Raw genomic sequence first — 21,998 nt, forward strand, 5'->3', positions numbered from 1 at the left:
CGGGCGAAATCGGGCCGCCACTAGACTGGGGCGGTGAATTCCCCATCCCCGCGGCCGGTCCTGGTGGTCGACTTCGGCGCGCAGTACGCGCAGTTGATCGCGCGCCGGGTCCGCGAGGCCCGGGTCTTCTCCGAGGTCGTCCCGCACACCGCCACCGTCGAGGAGATCAAGGCCAAGGACCCGCAGGCGATCGTGCTGTCCGGCGGTCCGGCGAGCGTCTACGCCGAGGGTGCCCCGCAACTCGACCCGGCGCTGTTCGACCTCGACGTCCCGGTGTTCGGCATCTGCTACGGATTTCAGGCCATGGCGCAGGCGCTCGGCGGCACCGTCGCGCACACCGGCACCAGCGAGTACGGCCGTACCGAACTCAAAGTCGCTGGCGGAGAACTGCATTCGGACCTTCCCGCCACCCAGCCGGTGTGGATGAGCCACGGTGACGCGGTCACCGAGGCGCCGTCCGGTTTCGAGGTGGTGGCCACCAGCGCCGGTGCGCCGGTCGCGGCCTTCGAGAACCGGGCGCGCCGGCTGGCCGGCGTGCAGTACCACCCCGAGGTGCTGCACTCGCCGCACGGCCAGCAGGTGCTCAGCCGCTTCCTGCACGACTTCGCCGGCATCGGCGCGAAATGGACCCCGGCCAACATCGCCGACGCGCTCGTCGAACAGGTGCGTGAGCAGATCGGGGACGGCCGGGCCATCTGCGGGCTGTCCGGCGGGGTGGACTCCGCGGTGGCGGCCGCGCTGGTGCAACGCGCCATCGGCGAGCGGCTGACCTGTGTGTTCGTCGACCACGGTCTGCTGCGCTCGGGGGAGCGGGCGCAGGTGCAACGCGACTTCGTCGCCGCCACCGGCGCCCATCTCGTCACCGTCGACGCCGCCGACCGGTTCCTCGAGGAGCTGTCGGGGGTGACCAACCCCGAGGGCAAGCGCAAGATCATCGGCCGCGAGTTCATCAGCGCCTTCGACGGCGCGGTGGTCGACATCGTGGGCGACAGCGGAGCGCCGGTCGAATTCCTGGTGCAGGGCACGCTGTATCCCGACGTCGTCGAATCCGGCGGCGGGTCGGGTACGGCGAACATCAAGAGCCACCACAACGTCGGCGGTCTGCCCGCCGACCTGAAGTTCACGCTCGTCGAACCGCTGCGGCTGCTGTTCAAGGACGAGGTCCGCGCGGTCGGACGTGAACTCGGCCTGCCCGAGGACATCGTTGCGCGCCAACCGTTCCCGGGGCCGGGTCTGGGTATCCGCATCGTCGGTGAGGTGACGCGCGGGCGGCTGGAGACCCTGCGGCACGCCGATGCGATCGCCCGTGAGGAGCTCACCGCGGCCGGCCTGGACAATCAGATCTGGCAGTGCCCGGTGGTGCTGCTGGCCGATGTCCGGTCGGTGGGGGTGCAGGGCGACGGACGCACCTACGGACATCCGATCGTGCTGCGGCCGGTGTCGAGCGAAGACGCCATGACCGCCGACTGGACGCGGGTGCCCTACGAGGTGCTCGAGCGGATCTCCACCCGCATCACCAACGAGGTGCCCGAGGTGAACCGCGTCGTGCTCGACGTCACGAGCAAGCCGCCCGGCACCATCGAGTGGGAGTAGGGACGACCTAGCGACGACCTGGCGCACAAGCCCGGCGGGGGACACCTGCCGGGCTTGACGCTTGTCGGTGGGTCGGTGTTTACTCGTCGTATCGAACATGAGTTCGAATGACGAGTGTTCCTGGTGATGTCGGAGGTGCTGTTGTGACAGCTGCGACCGACCTGACCCAGCGTACCCGTGCTGAGCAGGTCGAACACCTGCGCAAACAGATGGCCGCGGTGGCGGGCAAGGTGGGCTCCGGCAGGCGTGGGCCGACCCCGGCCGCCGACCCCACGCCGGTCTCGGAAAGTTTGCTGCCGCTGCCCGAATCGCTGGCTGAGCAGCTGCCGAGGTCGTTGCCGCGCGGCACGGTCGCAGTGCTCTCGGGTGCCCGGTCCCTGCCGCTGGGCATGGTCGCGGCGACGACGGCGGCCGGTGGTCACGCCGCCATCGTCGGTCAGCCCGATGCCGGTCTGCTGGCTGCCGTGGAGATGGGGGCGGACCTCAGCAGGCTGGCCGTCATCCCGGACCCGGGCGGCGATCCGGTGGAGGTGGCGGCGGTCCTGATGGACGGGATGGATCTGGTGGTGCTGGGGCTGGGCGGTCGGTCGGTCCCTGCGGGCCGGGCCCGTGCGGTGACGGCCCGGGCGCGGCAGAAGGGCTGCACCCTGCTGGTCACCCACGGTGACTGGCCCGGAGCGACGGCCCGGCTGGAGGCCCGGGTGTGCGGTTACGAGGTGGCCGGCGCCGTCGCGCCCGGTGCGCCGACGCCGGGATGCGGACGGATCAGCCGGGTGCGGCTGGCGATGCGGGCGAGGGGCCGGGGGCACGGCCCCGCCCGTGCGGTCGGTGAGTAGCGTGGCTCGTTCCTCTCGAGCGGCCGCCCGGGTGCTGGCCGTCTGGTGCATGGACTGGCCCGCGGTCGCCGCCGCCGCGGCGGCGAACCTGGACCCGACGGCGCCGGTGGCGGTCACGCTGGCCAACCGGGTCATCGCGTGTTCGGCATCCGCGCGGGCCGCGGGGGTGCGGCGGGGGCTGCGGCGCCGGGAGTCGCAGGCCCGGTGCCCACACCTGCATGTCGCCACGGCGGATCCGGCCCGCGATGCCCGCCACTTCGAGAACGTCACCGCGGCGGTCGACGACCTGGTGCCGCGGGCGGAGGTGTTGCGGCCGGGTCTTCTCGTGATGGCGGTGCGCGGCGCGGCCCGGTACTTCGGCTCCGAACAGGCCGCCGCCGAGCGGCTGGTCGACGCGGTCGCCGCGGCCGGGGTGGAGTGTCAGGTCGGTATCGCCGATCAGCTGCCCACCGCGGTGTTCGCCGCACGGGCCGGCCGCATCGTGGCGCCCGGTGAGGACGCCGGCTTCCTGTCCGCGCTGTCGATCCGCCAGCTCGCCACCGAGCCGAGCCTGGCCGCCCCCGGCCGCGATGAGCTCGCGGACCTGTTGTGGCGCATGGGTGTTCGCACCATCGGCCGGTTCGCTGCACTGTCCCGGACGGATGTGGCCTCCCGGTTCGGGGCGGACGCCGTCGCCGCGCACCGGTTCGCCCGGGGTGAGCCGGCCCGTGGTCCGTCGGGACGGGAACCGCCGGCCGAGCTCGATGCGGTGATGAACTGCGACCCGCCCATCCACCGGGTGGACGCCGCCGCGTTCGCCGGCCGGTCGCTGGCCGGGGAACTGCACCGCAGCCTCGAGTCGGCGGGGGTGGGCTGTACCCGGCTGGCGATCCACGCCGTCACCGAGGACGGCAAGGAGCTGGAACGGGTGTGGCGGTGCGCTGAACCGCTGACCGAGGACGCCACCGCCGACCGGGTGCGCTGGCAACTCGACGGCTGGCTGAACCGGCGCAACCCCAACGACCGGCCCACCGCGCCGATCACCGTGTTGCGGTTGCGGCCGGTCGAGGTGATCTCGGCCGAAGCGTTGCAGTTGCCGCTGTGGGGCGGCGTCGGAGAGGAGGACCGGTTGCGGGCCCGCCGCGCGCTGGTGCGCGTCCAGGGCCTGCTCGGACCCGAGGCGGTGCAGGTCCCGGTGCTCAGCGGCGGGCGCGGTCCGGCCGAGCGGATCATCTTCACCCCCTTCGGGGATGAGCCGGTGGCGCATGCCGATCCGCGGCAACCGTGGCCCGGGCAGCTGCCCGAACCGTCGCCCGCGGTGCTGCTCGATGATCCGGTGGAGGTGCTCGACGCCGAGGGCAATCCGGTGCGGGTGACCCCCCGCGGACTGTTCTCCGGCCCGCCGGCGCGGCTTGACGGCGGCGGATACCGCGGTGATCTGGCCTGGTGGGCGGGGCCCTGGCCGGTCGACGAACGGTGGTGGGACCCCGGCCGCGCCAAGGGCCGCACCGCCAGGGCGCAGGTGCTACTCGACGGGAGCAAGGGGCAGGCGGCGCTGCTGCTGTGTTATCGGCAGCGCCGCTGGTATGTGGAGGGTGCCTATGAATAGATGACAATAGAGTTGTGCGCAATCTAATTGCGCGCTACTGTTGCCGGTATGGCTGCGCTCCGCCTCGATCAGCATCTGTGCTTCGCGCTGTACTCGGCGACGCGTGCCATGACGGCGGCCTACCGGCCGGTGTTGACCGAGCTGAACCTCACGTATCCGCAGTACCTGGTGCTGCTGGTGTTGTGGGAGGAAGGGTCGGTGACAGTCGGTCGGCTCGGTGAGCGGTTGCATCTGGATTCCGGCACCCTCTCGCCGCTGCTGAAACGACTGGAGGCCAACGGCTTTCTCGAGCGGCGCCGGTCGCGCGCCGACGAGCGTCAGGTCGAGATCGTCCTCACCGACGCCGGGCGGGCGCTCGAGGAACGCGCCCAGTGCATTCCCGAGGAGCTGTTCCGGGCGACCGGCCTGTCCGTCGAGGACGCCGAGCAGTTGCGCGACGCCGTCCGTCAGTTGAACGACGTGCTCATCCACGGCACCGGCACCTCGGTGCGCAACCGGAAGGAACCGACATGAAGCCGCTCTACACCGCAGAAGCGCTGGCCACCGGTGAAGGCCGCGACGGCCACGGCCGCAGCTCCGACGGCCGCCTCGACTTCGACCTGGCGATCCCCAAGGAGATGGGCGGCAGCGGTAACGGCACCAACCCGGAGCAGCTGTTCGCGGTCGGCTACGCGGCCTGCTTCCACTCCGCGCTGCGCCTGGTGGCCCGTCAGGAGAAGGTCGACGTCTCCGATTCGACTGTGGGCGCCCGGGTTTCGATCGGCCAGCTCGACAACGGTGGGTTCGGGCTCGCGGTGGAGCTGGAGGTGGCGCTGCCGAACGTCGACGAGCAGACCGCTCAGGAGATCGCCGACAAGGCGCATCAGGTGTGCCCGTACTCCAACGCCACGCGCGGCAACATCGACGTCACCGTGACCGTCACCGACGACTGACGTCAACCCAGGCGGCGGGCGAACGGCCCCACCCGGTCGATGAACCGCTCGAAGAAGACGCCCGCGTCGACGCCGATGCCGACCAGGGCATTCGGCGGTCGACCCCACCGCCCGTTCCAGTCCGCAATCGTCATGCCGCGGGTCAGCGTCCCGGTCAGCTCGACGTCCACCGTCGTGGGCCGGCACTGCACCAGATCGGGGTCGAGGGCGACGGCCGCGGCCAGCGGATCGTGCAGGTGCGCGAGGTAGCCCTCGCCCTGGTCGAAGTGGAATTCGAAGTAGAACCGCAGCGCGTCCTCGAGGACGCGGATCAACGGGTTGGCGGCCACCGAACGGGTGCCCCGGTCGTCGAGCACGCTCATCGGCGCGGTCGGTGACTGCGCGGCGGCCGCCAACCTGGTCAGCAGCGTCGGGGTCAGCGCGATGTGCTCGGTCAGATTGAGGCCCAGCACGATCGGCAGGGTGAGGCCCGAGGCGCTCCACGCGGTGAACACCTCGGCGGCGGCCTCCGGATCGACGCTGACATTCCACTCCGCCACCGCGGTGGTGTTGCCCCGGTAGTCGAACGCGCCGCCCATGATCACCAACCGGCGCAACAGGGTCGGCAGCGCCGGTTCGGCGCGCAGCGCCAGCGCCACGTTGGTCAGCGGCCCCACCGCGATGCCCACCAACTCGCCGGGGTGCGCCCGGGCGGCGCGCACCCACGCCTCGGCGGCGTCGTACGTGGTCACCGTCGACCCACTCGGCGGCAGGTGCGCATAGCCCAGTCCCTCCGGGCCGTGGGTGTCCTCGGCGGTGCGCAGCGCCGAGGCGATCGGGCCCTGAGCGCCACGGGAGACGGGAATGCCCGCCGCCCCGCACAGGTCGAGCAGACCGAGGTTGTTGTGGCATACCTGGTCCACCCCGACGTTGCCCGCGGTGGAGGCGATCCCGACCAGGTCGGCGTCCGCGCTGGCGAGCAGGTACACCAGCGCCATCGCATCATCGACCCCGGTGTCCACATCGGCGAAAACCGGTACCGGAGCGCAAGACTCGCTGTGCTGGGTGGTCACGGGCAGAGGATACGCCCGCTCCGGTCACCCCCTCGTGGTGTGGACGTAGCTCTCGACACAGCTCAGTGCCGCCAACTGGTCCGGGGTCAGGCCGGCCAACCCGAACTGGGCGGCCGCCAGCGTCGCCGTCGCCGCGTCGGTCAGTGTCCGCCCCTCGTCGGTGATGCTCACCAGCGTCGCCCTGCGGTCGGTCGGGTGGGGATGGCGCACGACCAGCTCGCGCTCGGTGAGCCGCTCGGTGGCGATGCTCACCGTGGTGGCGTGCACGAACAGTTCGCGGGCCACCTCGCCCAGCAGGCAGGTCCCGGTGTCGGTGGACTGCAGCTGCTTGAGGAGCTGGAAGTCGATCAACCGAAGCCGGAAGCCGTCCTTGAGCTCCTGGTCGACGACCGCCGTCATCGACCGGCAGAGCAACAGCACCGAGCGCATCGCCTGCCAGCCCGCGGGTTCGGCCATGGCCTAATCGGTATCCAGAATTGCGCCGTTCAACCGGAAAGATAGGGTCCGATTTCACGCCGAGAAGGGAGTGTCCATGCCGATCGATCCCGATGCCGTTGGCCGCAGGTCCGAGCCGGTGCTCCACGAGTGGACCGACCGGGAGACGTTGCTCTACGCGCTGGGCGTCGGGGCGGGCACCGCCGACCTGGCGTTCACCACCGAGAACAGCCACGACGTCGAGCAGCAGGTGCTGCCCACCTACGCCGTCATCGCCTCGCCGGCCTGGGGCGCGGTGGGCGCCGTGGGCTCGTTCACCTTCAGCAAGCTGCTGCACGGGTCGCAGCAGATCCGGTTGTTCGCACCGCTCAAACCGGCCGGGCGGCTGAGCGTGGTGTCCGAGGTCGCCGACATCCAGGACAAGGGCGAGGGGAAGAACGCCATCCTGGTGTTCAAGGGCACCGGCACCGACCCCGACACCGGCGAGGTGGTCGCCGAGACGATCTCGACGGCGGTGATCCGCGGTGAGGGCGGGTTCGGCGGGCAACCCGGGACGCGCCCGCAGGCGCCGGAGATTCCCGACCGCGAGCCGGATGCGCGTATCGCGCTGTCCACACGGGAAGATCAGGCGCTGCTCTACCGGCTCTCGGGGGACCGCAACCCGCTGCACAGCGATCCGTGGTTCGCCCGCGAGCTGGCCGGGTTCCCGCGGCCGATCCTGCACGGGCTGTGCACCTACGGGGTCGCCGGACGCGCGCTGGTCGCCGCACTCGGCGACGGCGACGCCACGCGGATCACCGCGATCGGCGCCCGCTTCACCTCGCCGGTGTTCCCGGGCGAGACGCTGACGACGTCGATATGGCGCACCACCGAGGGGGAGGCGGTGTTCCGGACCGAGGCGTCCGCCCAGGACGGATCCGATGCCCGGCTGGTGTTGGAGGACGGCACCGCACAGTATCGACCTTGATTTCGCTGAAGCGCCGGTGAGAACCGCTCCGGATTGACAGGATTGGAATCCGCGGCGTTCGCCGGACGTGCGAGATGGGCGGTGGTTCGGTCATGAGGTTGGTCGTCGGTTATCTCGCCACCCCCGGTGGCGCGGACGCCCTCGCACTGGGTGTCCGCCTGGCTCGCACGCTCGGCGCCGAACTCGACGTCTGCATGATCCTGCCGTCCGACCGGGCGCTGCCCGCCATGGTCCCGACCGGGGAGCACGACGACCTGCTCGGCAGTCAGGCCGAGAAGTGGCTGGCCGACGCGATGGCGTCGGTGCCCGCCGATGTGTCGGCGCACAGCCACATCGTGTTCACCGACTCCGCCGCCGACGGACTGATCACCGAGGCGGGACGGCTCGGCGCCGACGCGATCGTGGTCGGTGGATCGGGCGGCGGGCTGGCCGGCAGCTACACACTCGGATCGGTGGTCAACCAGCTGCTGCACTCGGCGCCGATGCCGGTCGCGGTGGCGCCCCGCGGAATCCGCGACTCACCGGTCGAGCGCGTCCGTGAGGTGACGTGCGCGATCGGCCGCCGCGAAGGCGCGGACCTGCTGCTCGAGCACGCGGTCCGGTTCAGCTCGGCGGCGGGCACACCGCTGCGGCTGGTCTCACTCGTGGCGCTCGACCCGACGTTCGGTGTGTTGCGCGGCGACGTCGACGCGGTGCGGAACCGGGCGCTCGAGCACGCTTCCCAGACGCTGGACGCAGCGAAACACGGACTGCCCGAGAACATTCCGGTGACCTCGACGATCGTCGACGGACGCGGCGTCGAGGACGCGGTCGCCAAGCTGGACTGGCATGACGGTGACCTCATCATGGTCGGCTCGAGCCGATTGAGCGCACCGCGGCGACTGTTCCTCGGCTCGACGGCCGCCAAGATGCTGCGCGTCCTGCACGTGCCGATGGTGGTCATCCCGCGTGATCAACTCACGCCCGAGGATCTGCCCTAACCGCGCAGCCCGTGGTCGCCGTACTCGTGCAGCAGCGCCAACGGGTCGAGGGTGTCCCACACGGTGCTGTAGAACTGCTCCTTGAGCAGGCGGGCCTCGTACTCCATGTTGGCCAGGTCGGCGATCTGGTCGTAGCCGTAGTACAGCAGTGACACCGGGCCCGTGGTCTTGAGCAGTTCGTTGATGATGATCTGCGCGCCGACCTTGTTGCCCTGCGCGGCTTCGATGAAGGCCGGCACGATCTTGTACGCGGGCACGACGACGTTGACCCACGGCACGATCTGGCTGCCGCGGTACACCGCCTCCACACCCTCGCGGATGTAGGGCCGGAACTCCGGGCCGGCCGCGCCGACGAGCAGATCGCGCAGCGTGAGCACCGCATCGGGCATGTCGTCGGGATCCGGATCCTCGGGCCGGAACGGGTCGGGGCTCCACGGGGCCGGCGCCGCGGCGGCCGCTGCGACGGGCTCGTCGACCGGCTCTTCGGTGGGCTCGTCGGCCGGCTCCCCGGCCAACCGGGCCTGCGCCGTGGGAACGTCGGCCTCGTCGTCAGAGGCGTTGTCGCGCTTGGCCGCCGGCTCGTCGTCCGCATCCTTCTCGACGTCGCGGGGCGTGAACACGGCGCGCAGCGTCTCGACCTGCTCGGCCTCGAATTGCTTCGCCGACTGCCTGAGCTTCTTGCTCAGCGACGGCTTGTCGTCGGCCTTCTTGTCCGCCGTGTCGGTGTCGTCCGCCTTGGCCGTGTCCGCGCCCGAGTCGGCGTCCGGTTTTTTCGGGCCGGCGTCGACGGCACTCGACGACTGTGAGCCGCTCGCGGATTCCGAAGCGCTCGACGGCGACGCGGTTTCCGCGTGAGCGGTGCCCTGGCCGGCGACCGCGACCGCGGCGCCCACACCGACTGCGACCGCCAGTCCGCCGACGTAGCCGATGTATTTTTGTGACGCCATTCCCCGAGTCCCTTCCTTAGGCAAAGACATCGTAGAGGTCACCGCGGCGTTCGGCAGCGCGGCGGGATCAAGCCCCGTCGCGGGGGGCGCCGAACCAGTCGGTGAGCGCGGCGAGGAGTGGCGGGCCCGCTGTGCCGATCGCCTCGTCCACCCCCGCGGCCCAGGCGATGTAGCCGTCCGGGCGCACCACCAGTGCATCCGCGGGTCGCTGATCGGTTCGCGCGGTGAGGATGTCGGCGCGGTGACTCCAGCCGCGAGCCGCGGCACACAGGTCGCTCCGATCGGCGAGGTCGAGGAACACCGGCCGCCCCGTGTGCAGGTGCAGCGGGAGGTCTGGGAGGAAGGTCCCCGTCAGCGGATGTCTCCCGACCCCGTGGGTCGGGTAGGTGATGTCGTCGCCCGCGAGAAGCCGGCCGATGCGGTGCAACGGTTGTGCGTCGAGGAGCAGTTCGCCCACGAGTTCCCGCAGCGCCTCGGCCGCGGGGTCGGCGCCGCGGCGCAGGGCCACCTGGGCCTGGGTGTGCAGCAGCGTGCGCGCACCGGCCCGGTGACGCTCGTCGTGGTAGGTGTCCAGCAGGCCCTGCGGTGCCCAGCCGGCGATGTCCGCGGCGAGTTTCCAGCCGAGGTTCACCGCGTCGAGCATCCCGGCGTTGACGGCCACACCGCCGGCGGGGAACTGGTGGGCGGCGTCGCCGGCGAGCAGAACCCTTCCGGCGCGGTAGTTTTCGGCGTGCCGGGCGTGATAGGTGAAGCGCGTCATCCGGGTCGGCTCGCCCAGAGGCACGTCGGCCCCCAGTACACGGCGGATGCTGGCCGCGAGCTCGGTCACCGTCATCGGGGTGTCGTCGTCGTAGCGTCCCGGATCGTCCTCGCTCGTGTAGATCGTCAGCTCGTCCTGGGTCATCGAGGCGATCGCGAACACGCCGCGCTCGGTCTGGGTGTATCCCGCGGGCAGGCTCCCGATGCCGGGGATCTCGTAGTCACCGTCCTCGCGCAGCGTCACCGACGCGGGCCTGGCGACGTGGGCGAGGCGGTTGACCTCCGGATAGGTGATCCCGGGAAAGGGGATCCCGGCCAGGTCGCGCATCCGGCTCCGGGCGCCGTCGCAGCCCGCCACGTGACGTGCGGTCACCCGGTAGCGGCCGCCCGGCCCGTCGACGTCCACGGTCACCGACGCCGGGTCGTCGGCCAGTCCGACGACCTCGTGTCCGCGACGAACGTCGGCGCCGGCGTCGCGCACGTACTCCTCGAGCACCGCCTCGATCTGCGGTTGGGGGAGCAGCGGGGCCTCCATCGGGGGATCGGCCAGGCGGGTGAAGTCGGCCTCCAGACCGCCGAAGGGAAAGCGCGGCGTGGGCCGGGGCCGGCCGCTGGCGGCCTCGAAGCGCTCGAGCAGACCCCGGTAGCGCAGCACGTGCAAAATCTGCCCGCCCAGACCACCCGCCCTCGCGACGTCGTTGATCCGCGGGCGCCGTTCCAGCACCAGGGTCCGTACCCCTGCCAGGCGCAGCTCCGCGGCCAGCATCAGACCGGTCGGGCCTGCGCCCACGACGATCACATCGGTATCCGTCACTCGACCTCCATTTACGCAGGTGAACGCTTCGGCCAGCGAGTGTGCAGCACACCCCGGGGCTTGCCGCAAGCCCCCCGTCGCGCTATAGATTGAGAGTGGGAAGGAGCCGTGACTCCTTCCTTTCTCGTTTCCCGGGACCATCGTCTGTCGAACAGACGTTCGATACACTCGAGGGGTGGGTTTCTCCAACGGGCCGACGTGGCCGGAGATCGAGCGGGTCTTGAACGGCAAGCCCCGGCGCCCCGGCGAGTCTCTGCGCGAACCTCCCGGCGACGGTGGCGACAGCCCGGCGTGGTCGCGTAAACGCGGTGCTTACCAGGCGCCGGAGTTGCCGCGCTCGGGCGGTGCGGTGCCCTACGCCGAACTGCACGCCCACTCGGCGTACAGCTTCCTCGACGGCGCCGGCACTCCGGAGGAACTCGTCGAGGAGGCCGCCCGGCTTGACCTGCGGGCCATCGCGCTGACCGACCACGACGGGCTCTACGGCGTCGTCCGATTCGCCGAGGCGGCCAAGGAACTCGACATGCGCACGGTGTTCGGCGCCGAGCTGTCGCTGGGCAATGTCGCCCGCACCGAAGTGCCCGATCCGCCCGGCCCGCATCTGCTGGTACTGGCCCGCGGGCCGGAGGGATACCGGCGGCTGTCGCGTGAGATCGCCAAGGCGCACCTGGCCGGGGGCGAGAAGGGTAAGCCCCGCTACGACTACGACGCGCTCACCGAGGCTGCGGGCGGGCACTGGCACATCCTCACCGGTTGCCGCAAAGGCCATGTCCGGCAGGCGCTCTCGGAGGGCGGGCCTGAGGCCGCCGAGAAGGCCCTCGCCGATCTGGTGGACCGGTTCGGTCGCGACCGGGTCAGCGTCGAGCTCACCCACCACGGCCACCCCCTCGACGACGAACGCAACGCCGCGCTGGCCGAACTGGCACCGCGCTTCGGCCTGCACGTGGTGGCCACCACCGCAGCGCATTTCGCCGAACCGTCACGCGGCCGGCTGGCGATGGCGATGGGCGCGATCCGGGCCCGCCACTCGATCGACGAGGCCGCCGGCTACCTGGCCCCGCTCGGTGGTTCGCATCTGCGTTCGGGGGAGGAGATGGCCCGGCTGTTCGCGCACTGCCCGCAGGTCGTCACCGCCGCCGCCGACCTGGGGGAGCAGTGCGCGTTCGGGCTGGCACTGATCGCCCCGCAGCTGCCGCCGTTCGACGTGCCGCCGGGCCACACCGAGGACAGCTGGCTGCGGCACCTGGTGATGCTCGGCGCACGCAACCGCTACGGCCCGCCGGAACGGGCTCCGCAGGCCTACGCCCAGATAGAACACGAACTGCGGGTCATCGAGAAGCTGTCCTTCCCTGGCTATTTCCTCGTCGTCCACGACATCACCCGGTTCTGCAAGGAGAACGGCATCCTCGCCCAGGGCCGCGGCTCGGCGGCGAACTCCGCGGTCTGTTACGCGTTGGGGGTGACCAACGTCGACCCGGTCGCCAACGAGCTGCTGTTCGAACGGTTCCTGTCCCCGGCCCGCGACGGGCCACCCGACATCGACATCGACATCGAATCGGACCTGCGCGAGCAGGCGATCCAGTACGTCTACGACCGCTACGGCCGTGACTACGCCGCCCAGGTCGCCAACGTGATCACCTACCGCGGGCGCAGCGCCATCCGAGACATGGCCCGTGCGCTCGGTTTCGCGCAGGGCCAGCAGGACGCCTGGAGCAAACAGCTCAGCAAGTGGAACGGGCTGGCCGACTCCCCGGACGTCGAGGGCATCCCGGAGCCGGTGGTGGATCTGGCGTTGCAGATCTCGAACCTGCCGCGGCACATGGGTATTCACTCGGGCGGCATGGTGATCTGCGACCGGCCGATCGCCGACGTGTGCCCGGTCGAGTGGGCCCGCATGGCCAACCGCAGCGTGCTGCAGTGGGACAAAGACGACTGCGCGGCCATCGGCCTGGTGAAGTTCGACATGCTCGGGCTCGGCATGCTTTCGGCGCTGCACTACTGCATCGACCTGGTCCGCGAACACAAGGGCCTCGACGTCGATCTGGCCCGGCTCGACCTGTCCGAAGCGGCCGTCTACGAGATGCTGCAGAAAGCCGATTCGGTCGGCGTGTTCCAGGTGGAGTCCCGCGCGCAGATGGCCACGCTGCCGCGGCTGAAACCCCGGGTGTTCTACGACCTGGTGGTCGAGGTCGCGCTGATCCGGCCGGGACCGATCCAGGGCGGGTCGGTGCACCCCTACATCAAGCGGCGCAACGGGGAGGAGCCCGTCACCTACGACCACCCGTCGATGGAGAACGCGCTGCGAAAGACGCTGGGGGTGCCGCTGTTCCAGGAGCAGCTCATGCAGCTGGCCGTCGACTGCGCCGGGTTCACCGCCGCCGAGGCCGACCAACTGCGCCGCGCCATGGGGTCGAAGCGGTCGACGGAGAAGATGCGCCGGCTGCGGGGCCGGTTCTACGACGGTATGCGCCAACGGCACGGCATCACCGGCGAGGTGGCCGACCGGATCTACGACAAGTTGGAGGCGTTCGCGAATTTCGGCTTCCCCGAGAGTCATTCGCTCAGCTTCGCGTCGCTGGTGTTCTACTCGTCGTGGTTCAAGCTGCACCATCCCGCGGCGTTCTGCGCCGCGCTGCTGCGGGCACAGCCGATGGGCTTCTACTCACCGCAGTCGCTGGTGGCCGATGCGCGCAGACACGGCGTCACCGTGCACGGGCCCGATGTCAACGCCAGCCTCGCTCACGCCACACTGGAGAACCGCGGGACGGAGGTGCGGCTCGGGCTCGGTGCGGTCCGCCACATCGGCGACGACCTCGCGGAGCGCATCGTCGAGGAACGAGAAGCCAACGGCCCCTTCGGAAACCTGCTGGACCTCACCGGCCGGGTGCAGCTGTCGGTGCCGCAGACCGAGGCGCTGGCCACCGCGGGTGCGCTCGGCTGTTTCGGCGTCACCCGCCGCGAGGGACTCTGGGCGGCGGGCGCGGCCGCCGCCGAACGGCCCGACCGGCTGCCCGGAGTCGGCTCGGCAGGCCAGATCCCGGCGCTGCCCGGGATGAGTGAGCTCGAACTGGCCGCCGCCGACGTCTGGGCCACCGGGGTGTCCCCGGACAGCTATCCCACCCAGTTCCTGCGCGACAGCCTCGACGCGATGGGCGTCGTCCCCGCGGGCCGACTGCTCGAGGTGCCCGACGGCACCCGGGTGCTGGTGGCCGGCGCGGTGACGCACCGGCAGCGTCCGGCCACCGCGCAGGGCGTGACGTTCCTCAACCTCGAGGACGAGACCGGGATGGTCAATGTCGTGTGCTCACCGCAACTCTGGTCGCGCCAGCGCCGCCTGGCGCAGACCGCGCCGGCGATGGTGATCCGCGGCATCGTGCAGAACGCGACCGGCGCGGTCACGGTCGTCGCCGACCGGCTGGGCGCGTTGGACATGCGGGTCGGCTCGAAGTCGCGTGACTTTCGCTAGCCTCGGCCGTCGGTAACCTCGACCCATGACCCTCAACCTGACTGTCGACGAACTCCTGACCACCACCCGCTCGGTGCGCAAGCGACTGGACCTGGAGAAGCCGGTGCCGCGTGAGGTGATCATGGAGTGCCTGGAGCTCGCGCTCCAGGCCCCGACGGGCTCTAACGCCCAGGGCTGGCAGTGGGTCTTCGTCACCGACCCCGAGAAGAAGAAGGCGCTGGCCGAGATCTACCGCGTCAACGCGAACGCCTACCTCGACCTGCCCAAGCCCGATTACGACGACGTGCGCGGCGAGCGCATGGAGCTGGTCAGCGACTCCGCCCGCTACCTCAACGACCACTTCCACGAGGTGCCGGTGCTGATGATCCCCTGCCTCGAGGGTCGGCCCGACGGCGCACCCGCCGGGATGTCCGCCTCGTTCTGGGGTTCGCTGCTGCCCGCCGCCTGGAGTTTCATGCTGGCGTTGCGCTCCCGCGGCCTCGGTTCGGCCTGGACGACGCTGCACCTTCTCAACGACGGCGAGAAGCAGGCCGCCGACCTGCTCGGCATCCCGTTCGACAGGTACAGCCAGGCCGGGCTCTTCCCGATCGCCTACACCAAGGGCACCGACTTCAAGAAGGCCAAGCGCCTCCCCGCCGAGCAGCTCACCCACTGGGACGCGTGGTGAGGCGGGTCTAGACGGCTCCGGCGAACCCGTGTTGGCGCCACGCCTCGTAGACCGCGACGGCCGCGGCGTTCGACAGGTTCAGTGACCGCCGCCCGGCCAGCATCGGGATCCGCACCTGCGCGGTGACGTGCGGGTCGGCCAGCGTCTCGGCGTCGAGCCCCGTGGGCTCCGGCCCGAACATCAGCACATCGCCCGGCCGGTAGGCGACCTCGGCGAACGATCGGGTCGCATGCGCGGTGAACGCGTAGACCGACGCGGGCAGCACCGCATCCCACGCGGCGCGCAGATCGTCGTGCACGGTGACCGACGCGAGGTCGTGGTAGTCCAGCCCGGCCCGGCGCAGCTTGGGCTCCGACAGGTCGAAACCCAACGGTCGCACCAGATGCAGTTCGCAGCCGCTGCCCGCCACCATGCGGATGGCGTTGCCGGTGTTGGGCGCGATCCGGGGTGAATAGAACATCACCTTGAACACAGCGATAATGCTCGCATGGCCGAACCCAGTCTCTGGATGCAGAAGGTCGCGGCCGATCCCGGTCATTCGCGGTGGTACATCGAGCGGTTCCGGGCGATGGCGCGCGCCGGGGACGATCTGGTCGGCGAGGCCCGACTCGTCGACGCGATGGTGCCGCGCGGCGCCCACATCCTCGACGCCGGTTGCGGCCCCGGCCGGGTCGGCGGCTACCTGGCCGCGGCCGGTCACCGGGTCGTCGGGGTCGACGTCGATCCAGCCCTGATCGAGGCGGCCGAGCAGGACCATCCCGGCCCGCGCTGGCTCGTCGGGGACCTCGCCGAACTCGACCTGCCCGCGCGCGGCGTCCCCGAACCGTTCGACCTCATCGTGTCGGCCGGAAACGTCATGACCTTCCTCGCCCCCAGCACCCGTACCCAGGTGTTGCGCCGGTTGCGGGCCCACCTCGCCGGCGACGGACGGGCGGTGATCGGCTTCGGCGCGGGCCGCGACTATCCGTTCGACGAATTCCTCGGCAACGCAGCAGATGCCGGTTTCGTCCGCGATCTGCTGCTGTCCACCTGGGACGTCCGGCCCTTCACCGACGACTCCGACTTCCTCGTGGCGATTCTGCGGCCCGATTAGCTGGTCTTTGCTCGATTACCACACGGACGCGCATCGGTCTGGTCACGAACTCTGTCTGTTCAGTAAGAATTGTGGAAACCCCAGCTGGCGGCTGTCATACTCGTCGAATTGCCAGGCGTACCAGGCGCGATACCGCGTCCCGCAGACAGGTGCGAACAGCAGGAAACCTCCATGAATGACGCTTCAGTACTGACACGCGCATCCTGGGCCGGCGACGCGGTCCAGCGCCGATGACTGCGCCGCCCCAACGGCCGTCGCGCTGGTCGCCGGCGAACTGGCCGGTGCGCTGGAAAGTGCTCGCGATCGTGCTCGTCCCGCTGGTCCTGGCCGGCGTGTTCGGCGGCTCGCGCATCGCGGGCAATCTGCAGCAGGCCGGTGAACTGCGGTTGGCCGCCGAGCGCGCCGAGCTCATCCCGGACATCAACACCTACATGGACGCCCTGGAGACCGCCGTCGTCGCCGCGACCGAGGGGCGTGAGACGCAGTCGGCGCTCGCGGAGTACGACACCGCCAAGGCGGCGTTACGCCAGCAGCTCGCGGCCACCGACGTCGTACCCGACGTTCGGCAGGCGGTGACCGACCTGCTCGATCCCGGACAGGACCTGGTCAACAAGGTCATGGCGAATTCGATCGACCTGCGCCAGCGGGTGATGACGTATGCGCCGCTGTTGCTGACCGCCGAGACGGCGATCACCGGATCGGCCCGTGGCGACGAGCAGCGCGTGCAGTTGCAGGCCGAAGCTCTATCCCGCGCGATCGGTGCACGCGGTCAGATGGCGATGCAGAAGATGCTCGTCACCCGCGGCGCTGACGTCCCCGAACCTGAACTACGCACGTCGATGAACACGCTCGCGGGCACCGAGCCGTCGACCGTGAACGGGATGGCCGAACTGCTCGGCGGCGCCTCGGAGGAGGCCAACACGCTGCGCGGCGAGATGGTCAAGCGCATGTCGATGATCTCCAACCCCGCGGTGGCATTGGTCGGCAACCCCGAACTGCTGCAGTCGCAAGCCGTGACCGCAGGCATCGCGGACACCATGATCGCCGACACCACCGACGCCATTCCGGCGGCGGTGAACAGCGCGGCGGATGCCGAGCGGTCCGCCGCGATCCGCGATGCCGTGCTGATCCTGCTGGTGTTCGTCGCCGCACTCGTCCTCGTGCTGCTGGTGGCGCGTTCGCTGGTGCTTCCGTTGCGCCGACTCCGCGACAGCGCCCTCAAGGTCGCCCACGAGGACCTGCCGGGAGAACTCGACCGGGTCCGCGCCGGCGCCGAACCCGCCCCGGTCACCCCGATCCCGGTGTACACCACCGAGGAGGTCGGTCAGGTCGCCCACGCCGTCGACGAACTGCACGAGCAGGCGGTGCTGCTGGCAGGTGAGCAGTCGCGGCTGCAGCTGCAGATCAGCGACATGTTCGAGACGCTGTCGCGGCGCAGCCGATCGCTGGTGGACCAGCAGCTGTCGCTGATCGACCGGCTGGAGCGCGACGAGGACGATCCCGAACGCCTGCAGAGCCTGTTCCGGCTCGACCACCTCGCCGCCCGGATGCGCCGCAACGGCGCCAACCTGCTGGTGCTCTCCGGTGCGTCGGTCCCCCGCGACCAGGCCGAGCCGGTCCCGGTCGCGACGATCATCAACGCCGCCGCCTCCGAGGTGGAGGACTACGCCCGCGTGGTGACGGCCACCGTGCCCGACAGCCGGATCGTCGGCGCCGCGGCCGGCGACCTCGTGCACCTGCTCGCCGAACTGCTCGACAACGCGCTGCGGTATTCGCCCCCCATCTCCCAGGTGCGGGTGTCGGCCGTGCACACCGGTAACGGTGGCCTCGTCGTCGAGGTCAGCGACACCGGTCTCGGGATGGCCGAGGCCGACCTGCGGATGGCCAACGCCCGCCTGCAGTCCGGCGGCGAGGTCACTCCGTACACCGCCCGCCACATGGGTCTGTTCGTGGTGGGGCGGCTCGCCGCCCAGCACGGTTTCGTCGTCCGGCTGCGCAGCACCGTCGTCGACGAACCGGACTCCGGCACCACCGCGGGCGTGTATGTCCCCGCCCCGCTGCTCGCGCACACCGACACTCCCGCACCGATCTACGCGCCGCCCGCCGAACCGTACGCCGCCGCGCCCGCGCGGCAGGAAACCGTCGAGCACTCGCGTCACCACCGCCCCGAACCGGCCGGCCGGGAGCTCAACGGCCACAGCGAGCTCGCGGCCGGCGGGCTGCCGCAACGCAATCCCGGCGCCAGCGGGATCACCGGCACCGCGGGGGAGCAGACCGACCCGCGCCTGCCGATCCCCGCACCCACGAACACGTCCGCCTTCTTCGCCTCCCGGGCGCAGGCCGCCGCCAACGGCGCACACGAGCGACCCGAACCGAAACCGGAGCCCGAAGCCGCACCGGCGGCCAGCCCGACCGCAGGCGCCGACGACGCGATCTACCAGTCGATGCTCTCGGAATGGCTGGTCGATCCGACCGAACTCGGCAAGAGCGCCGACCTGGACTGGAAGTCGGTGTGGGACCACGGGTGGTCGGCGGCCGCGGCGGCGGACGAGGCCCCGGTGCGGGAGCGGACCGACGAGGGACTGCCCGTACGCGACCCCGGTGCCCGGCTGGTGCCCGGCAGCGGCGGCGGAGCGCACCGCAGCGACGACACCGAGGAGCAGGTAGCATCGGCGGCCGGGGCCGACGCCCCGCCCCGACGCGATCCGGAGGCCATCAGGGCCAGCATGAGCAGCCACTTCGGTGGCGTGCACGCCGGCCGCGCCCACTCCCGAGAAGTCAGAGGAACAGATCTCGAATGACCTACCCGGCACGTTCGACGCAGCGCGAATCGCTCGACTGGTTGGTCTCCCGATTCGCCCGCGACGTGTCCGGGGTCACCCACGCGGTGCTGGTGTCCGCCGACGGTCTGCTGATGGCCGCCAGCGAGCACATGCCGGTCGAGCGGGCCGACCAACTCGCCGCGGTCGCCTCAGGGCTGGCGAGCCTGTCGACCGGCGCCGCGCAGTTGTTCGACGGCGGGTACGTGATGCAGTCGGTCGTCGAGATGGAGAACGGATACCTGCTGCTGATGCGGGTCGGTGACGGCTCCAACCTGGCGACGCTGGCCACCCGCTCCTGCGACATCGGGCAGATCGGCTACGAGATGGCGATCCTCGTCGAGCGGGTCGGCACGGTCGTCCAGTCGCAGCGGCGAACCCCTCAGCACTCGTGAGTGCGCCGTGGACGAACCCGAATCCGCCGCCCGACCCAGCCTGGTACGGCCCTACACGCTGACCGCGGGGCGCACCGACTCCCGCGTCCCCCTGCCTCTGGAAGCGCCCATCGAGACGCTCGAGGGGGCTCGGCCGCCGCGGTGGCCGGCCGGCGACGTGCGCGGGGACATCCTCGCGCTCTGCGCGCACCGGCCGTCTGTGGCGGAGATCGCTGCACGTTTATCGGTGCCGCTCGGCGTGGCGCGCGTGCTTGTTGGGGACCTCGTGACGCAGGGTTATCTACGGGTGCACGCCACCCTCGACCAATCGGCGACCTCCGACGAACGCCGCGAACTCATAGGAAGGACCCTGCGTGGCTTACGAGCACTCTGACAGGCGGCGCTCGAGCGCGACGAAGATCGTCGTCTCCGGCGGATTCGGCGCCGGGAAGACGACGTTCGTGGGTGCGGTGTCGGAGATCATGCCGCTGCGCACCGAGGCGCTGGTGACCAACGCCTCGGCGGGCGTGGACGGCCTCGACGCCACCCCCGACAAGCGCACCACCACCGTGGCGATGGACTTCGGCCGGATCACGCTGGGCGACGACCTGGTGCTGTACCTGTTCGGCACGCCGGGGCAGCGGCGGTTCTGGTTCATGTGGGACGACCTGGTGCGCGGCGCGATCGGCGCCATCGTCCTCGTGGACGTGCGCCGCCTGCAGGACAGCTTCGCCGCTGTCGACTTCTTCGAGGCCCGCAACCTGCCGTTCCTCGTCGCCATCAATGAATTCGACGGCGCGCCACGGCATCCTACCGATGCGGTGCGGAAGGCGCTGGCACTGTCCGAACGCACCCCGGTCATCACCGTCGACGCCCGCAACCGCGATTCGGCCAAGGCCGCGCTCATCGCGGTCACCGAATACTCGCTCGACTGTCTCTCGGCACTGCCGGGCTGACGTGGCGCAGTGGACCGATGAGGAGTTCATCGACCGGGACTTCCGCGACGAAGATCTGAGCCGGCTGCGCACCGAGCGGGTGGTGTTCGACGGATGCGACTTCAGCGGGGTCGACATGTCGGAGTCCGAGCACGTCGGCTCCGCGTTCCGCAACTGCGTATTCCGCCGATCCTCCCTGTGGCACAGCACCTTCCGGCACTGCAGCATGCTGGGCTCGGTCTTCACCGAATGCCGGCTGCGGCCGCTGACGCTGATCGAGGTGGACCTGACGCTCGCGGTGCTCGGCGGATGCGATCTGCGGCGCGTCGACCTGTCGGACTGCAGGCTGCGCGAAGCCAACCTGGTGGGCACCGACCTGCGGGAGGCGGTGCTGCGGCGCGCCGACCTGCAGGGTGTCCGCGTACAGAGCACGCGCCTCGAGGACGCGGATCTGCGAGGCGCCCGCGTGGACCCGACGTTCTGGACCACCGCCGCACTGCGCGGGGCCCGTATCGACGTCGAGCAGGCGCTCGCCTACGCCGCCGCGCAGGGACTCGACGTCCACGGCGAGTGACGGGTGTGCCTCAGCGGCGTCCGCCGCGTCCACCGCCGCCGCGCCCGCCGCCCGGCAGGCTGTTGTCCGGGCGAGCGCCGGGACCGCCGGGCCGGCCCAGGTCGCCACCGGGTGGGTCGACGTCGAGGATCAGGTCGACGCCCCAGTCGTCGCAGTAGTAGTCGTACTCGCACGGGTAGGGGTAGTAGGGCCCCGTGGAGCCGCCTGTACCGCTGCCGGTGTCGGAACCGCGCACGTCACCCTGCGCGCAGACCGTCACCCCACCGGCATTGGTGCAGTCCGCGAGCGCCGGAGCGGCCGACGCCAGTGCCCCCATGGGCGCAAGTGCACCGACCGCTCCCGCGGCCAGCAGGCGTCGCGTCGGATGCATCTCAGCTATTGTGTTGCGCCGCAGCGGTTTCGGAAGTCGACCATCGGCTGCCGGATGCCCTGGAGATCTGCCCTCACCTGTGGGTTGGCGTCGGCGTACTCGGCGACTCGTGCGCGAACCTCTTCCCTGGGGAGACCCTTGAGGGTGGTGAAGAACGCGTTGACCTCCGGGTGGGTGAACAGGTAGGTCGAGGTCGCCGCGGTGACACCCGCCGCGACGCCTGACATATCCGCCGCCGTGCAGTTCGGTGGCGGTGGTGGTGGCAGAGGTGGCGGCTGTGCCGACGCGGTGGCGCCGCCACTCACGAGCGCAACACCTACCGCGGCGCCGACGGCGACTGCGGCGCCGAATGCGCGGAATCTGATCGTCATGTCACTCCTCTCGAAGAGGTCGGGCTTCACCGCCCGCCGATACCTCCGCCGCCACCGGGTCGGTCAGGCCGGTCGCCGGGACGGCCGGGTAGGCCGATGTCCGGCCGCCCCGGTTCGGGCGGCCTGACGTCGTTGTCGGAGTCGTAGTCGAAGACCGACAGGCCGTCGTCGCAGAGGTAGTCGTACTCGCATGGGTACGGGTACCACAGGTCCGCTTCGGCGGGTCCGGTGTCGGCGCGCCGAACTTCGTTCTGGCACATCGTGATTCCACCGGTTTCGGTGCACTCGGCGGAAGCGGGCGGGGCGGTGAAGACCAGGTATGACGGGAGAACCGTCACCATCGCCGCGCCGAAGGCCGCGCACTGTCGAAGAATTCGCATGGCCGTTCCTCCCCGTTGAAGACGCCCTGCAGCGAGAAGCTTAGGC

At 70.7% G+C, this 21,998-nt stretch carries 23 protein-coding genes; 15 read left to right on the forward strand and 8 right to left on the reverse strand.

The window, feature by feature from the left end:
• Nucleotides 1-33: 33 nt before the first annotated feature.
• From guaA to AU195_RS05565, 5 genes are all read left to right on the forward strand, one after another.
• Nucleotides 34-1,593, forward strand: coding sequence for a glutamine-hydrolyzing GMP synthase (gene guaA, locus AU195_RS05545; protein WP_059158065.1), 1,560 nt, complete (start codon nucleotides 34-36; stop codon nucleotides 1,591-1,593).
• 143 nt (nucleotides 1,594-1,736) lie between these two features.
• On the forward strand, nucleotides 1,737-2,429 hold the full coding sequence (gene imuA', locus AU195_RS05550; RefSeq protein ID WP_059158066.1) for a DnaE2-dependent mutagenesis accessory factor ImuA': 693 nt from the start codon (nucleotides 1,737-1,739) through the stop codon (nucleotides 2,427-2,429).
• Nucleotides 2,430-2,478: 49 nt separating this feature from the next.
• On the forward strand, nucleotides 2,479-4,017 hold the full coding sequence (locus AU195_RS05555) for a DNA polymerase Y family protein (protein ID WP_059158138.1): 1,539 nt from the start codon (nucleotides 2,479-2,481) through the stop codon (nucleotides 4,015-4,017).
• A gap of 48 nt (nucleotides 4,018-4,065) precedes the next feature.
• On the forward strand, nucleotides 4,066-4,530 hold the full coding sequence (locus tag AU195_RS05560; RefSeq protein WP_059158067.1) for a MarR family winged helix-turn-helix transcriptional regulator: 465 nt from the start codon (nucleotides 4,066-4,068) through the stop codon (nucleotides 4,528-4,530).
• Nucleotides 4,527-4,949: an organic hydroperoxide resistance protein gene (locus tag AU195_RS05565; protein ID WP_059158068.1), complete on the forward strand. Its 423-nt coding sequence runs from the start codon at nucleotides 4,527-4,529 to the stop codon at nucleotides 4,947-4,949. The genes AU195_RS05560 and AU195_RS05565 overlap by 4 nt, the downstream gene beginning before the upstream one ends.
• Nucleotides 4,950-4,951: 2 nt before the next feature.
• Here the strand turns inward: AU195_RS05565 and AU195_RS05570 are convergent, their stop codons facing one another.
• Together AU195_RS05570 and AU195_RS05575 are read right to left on the reverse strand one after the other, a co-directional pair.
• Nucleotides 4,952-6,001 carry a nucleoside hydrolase gene (locus AU195_RS05570; RefSeq protein WP_059158069.1) on the reverse strand — a complete coding sequence of 350 codons (1,050 nt, stop codon included), beginning with the start codon at nucleotides 5,999-6,001 and terminating at the stop codon, nucleotides 4,952-4,954.
• 24 nt (nucleotides 6,002-6,025) lie between these two features.
• Nucleotides 6,026-6,457 carry a MarR family winged helix-turn-helix transcriptional regulator gene (locus AU195_RS05575; RefSeq protein WP_059158070.1) on the reverse strand — a complete coding sequence of 144 codons (432 nt, stop codon included), beginning with the start codon at nucleotides 6,455-6,457 and terminating at the stop codon, nucleotides 6,026-6,028.
• A gap of 76 nt (nucleotides 6,458-6,533) precedes the next feature.
• Between AU195_RS05575 and AU195_RS05580 the strand changes: the two genes are divergently transcribed.
• Both AU195_RS05580 and AU195_RS05585 read left to right on the forward strand, forming a co-directional pair.
• On the forward strand, nucleotides 6,534-7,403 hold the full coding sequence (locus AU195_RS05580) for a MaoC family dehydratase (RefSeq protein WP_059158139.1): 870 nt from the start codon (nucleotides 6,534-6,536) through the stop codon (nucleotides 7,401-7,403).
• 92 nt (nucleotides 7,404-7,495) lie between these two features.
• Nucleotides 7,496-8,383, forward strand: coding sequence for a universal stress protein (locus AU195_RS05585; RefSeq protein WP_059158140.1), 888 nt, complete (start codon nucleotides 7,496-7,498; stop codon nucleotides 8,381-8,383).
• Here the strand turns inward: AU195_RS05585 and AU195_RS05590 are convergent.
• Both AU195_RS05590 and AU195_RS05595 read right to left on the reverse strand, forming a co-directional pair.
• On the reverse strand, nucleotides 8,380-9,330 hold the full coding sequence (locus AU195_RS05590; RefSeq protein ID WP_286149144.1) for a hypothetical protein: 951 nt from the start codon (nucleotides 9,328-9,330) through the stop codon (nucleotides 8,380-8,382). The two genes, AU195_RS05585 and AU195_RS05590, sit on opposite strands and share 4 nt — an antisense overlap.
• A 67-nt stretch (nucleotides 9,331-9,397) precedes the next feature.
• Nucleotides 9,398-10,903, reverse strand: a complete 1,506-nt coding sequence (locus AU195_RS05595) for an FAD-dependent monooxygenase (RefSeq protein ID WP_216636381.1) — start codon at nucleotides 10,901-10,903, stop codon at nucleotides 9,398-9,400.
• A gap of 175 nt (nucleotides 10,904-11,078) precedes the next feature.
• On the opposite strand from AU195_RS05595, the gene AU195_RS05600 reads away from it, so the two are divergent.
• Nucleotides 11,079-14,369: an error-prone DNA polymerase gene (locus AU195_RS05600; RefSeq protein ID WP_059158072.1), complete on the forward strand. Its 3,291-nt coding sequence runs from the start codon at nucleotides 11,079-11,081 to the stop codon at nucleotides 14,367-14,369.
• A 25-nt stretch (nucleotides 14,370-14,394) separates the two neighbouring features.
• A complete protein-coding gene (locus AU195_RS05605; RefSeq protein ID WP_059158073.1) occupies nucleotides 14,395-15,036 on the forward strand; it encodes a nitroreductase family protein in 642 nt (213 codons plus the stop codon).
• A gap of 7 nt (nucleotides 15,037-15,043) precedes the next feature.
• Here the strand turns inward: AU195_RS05605 and AU195_RS05610 are convergent, their stop codons facing one another.
• Nucleotides 15,044-15,496 (reverse strand): tRNA (cytidine(34)-2'-O)-methyltransferase, encoded by a 453-nt coding sequence (locus tag AU195_RS05610; protein ID WP_502687317.1) that lies wholly within the window; start codon nucleotides 15,494-15,496, stop codon nucleotides 15,044-15,046.
• Between the two features lie 27 nt (nucleotides 15,497-15,523).
• Between AU195_RS05610 and AU195_RS05615 the strand changes: the two genes are divergently transcribed.
• From AU195_RS05615 to AU195_RS05640, 6 genes are all read left to right on the forward strand, one after another.
• On the forward strand, nucleotides 15,524-16,129 hold the full coding sequence (locus AU195_RS05615; RefSeq protein ID WP_059158075.1) for a class I SAM-dependent methyltransferase: 606 nt from the start codon (nucleotides 15,524-15,526) through the stop codon (nucleotides 16,127-16,129).
• A gap of 230 nt (nucleotides 16,130-16,359) precedes the next feature.
• Nucleotides 16,360-18,930 carry a sensor histidine kinase gene (locus tag AU195_RS05620; RefSeq protein WP_059158076.1) on the forward strand — a complete coding sequence of 857 codons (2,571 nt, stop codon included), beginning with the start codon at nucleotides 16,360-16,362 and terminating at the stop codon, nucleotides 18,928-18,930.
• A complete protein-coding gene (locus AU195_RS05625; RefSeq protein ID WP_059158077.1) occupies nucleotides 18,927-19,343 on the forward strand; it encodes a roadblock/LC7 domain-containing protein in 417 nt (138 codons plus the stop codon). The genes AU195_RS05620 and AU195_RS05625 overlap by 4 nt, the downstream gene beginning before the upstream one ends.
• A 7-nt stretch (nucleotides 19,344-19,350) precedes the next feature.
• Nucleotides 19,351-19,716, forward strand: a complete 366-nt coding sequence (locus tag AU195_RS05630) for a DUF742 domain-containing protein (RefSeq protein ID WP_059158078.1) — start codon at nucleotides 19,351-19,353, stop codon at nucleotides 19,714-19,716.
• On the forward strand, nucleotides 19,697-20,278 hold the full coding sequence (locus tag AU195_RS05635) for a GTP-binding protein (protein WP_059158079.1): 582 nt from the start codon (nucleotides 19,697-19,699) through the stop codon (nucleotides 20,276-20,278). Before AU195_RS05630 ends, AU195_RS05635 begins: the two co-directional genes overlap by 20 nt.
• A gap of 1 nt (nucleotide 20,279) precedes the next feature.
• The gene (locus AU195_RS05640; protein WP_059158080.1) at nucleotides 20,280-20,831 is read left to right on the forward strand and encodes a pentapeptide repeat-containing protein; all 552 of its coding nucleotides are present in this window, start codon (nucleotides 20,280-20,282) and stop codon (nucleotides 20,829-20,831) included.
• Nucleotides 20,832-20,841: 10 nt separating this feature from the next.
• On the opposite strand, the gene AU195_RS05645 is transcribed toward AU195_RS05640, so the two are convergent.
• From AU195_RS05645 to AU195_RS05655, 3 genes are read right to left on the reverse strand one after another with little or no spacing between them, the layout of a single operon-like run.
• Entirely contained in the window at nucleotides 20,842-21,201 is a 360-nt protein-coding gene (locus AU195_RS05645) for a hypothetical protein (protein WP_059158081.1), read from the reverse strand.
• 5 nt (nucleotides 21,202-21,206) lie between these two features.
• Complete coding sequence (locus AU195_RS05650; protein ID WP_059158142.1) at nucleotides 21,207-21,572, reverse strand: heme-binding protein; 366 nt, start codon at nucleotides 21,570-21,572, stop codon at nucleotides 21,207-21,209.
• Nucleotides 21,573-21,598: 26 nt separating this feature from the next.
• On the reverse strand, nucleotides 21,599-21,952 hold the full coding sequence (locus AU195_RS05655; protein ID WP_059158082.1) for a hypothetical protein: 354 nt from the start codon (nucleotides 21,950-21,952) through the stop codon (nucleotides 21,599-21,601).
• Nucleotides 21,953-21,998 lie beyond the last annotated feature (46 nt).

The sequence above is a fragment of the Mycobacterium sp. IS-1496 genome, from assembly GCF_001499995.1.
Taxonomy (GTDB): domain Bacteria; phylum Actinomycetota; class Actinomycetes; order Mycobacteriales; family Mycobacteriaceae; genus Mycobacterium.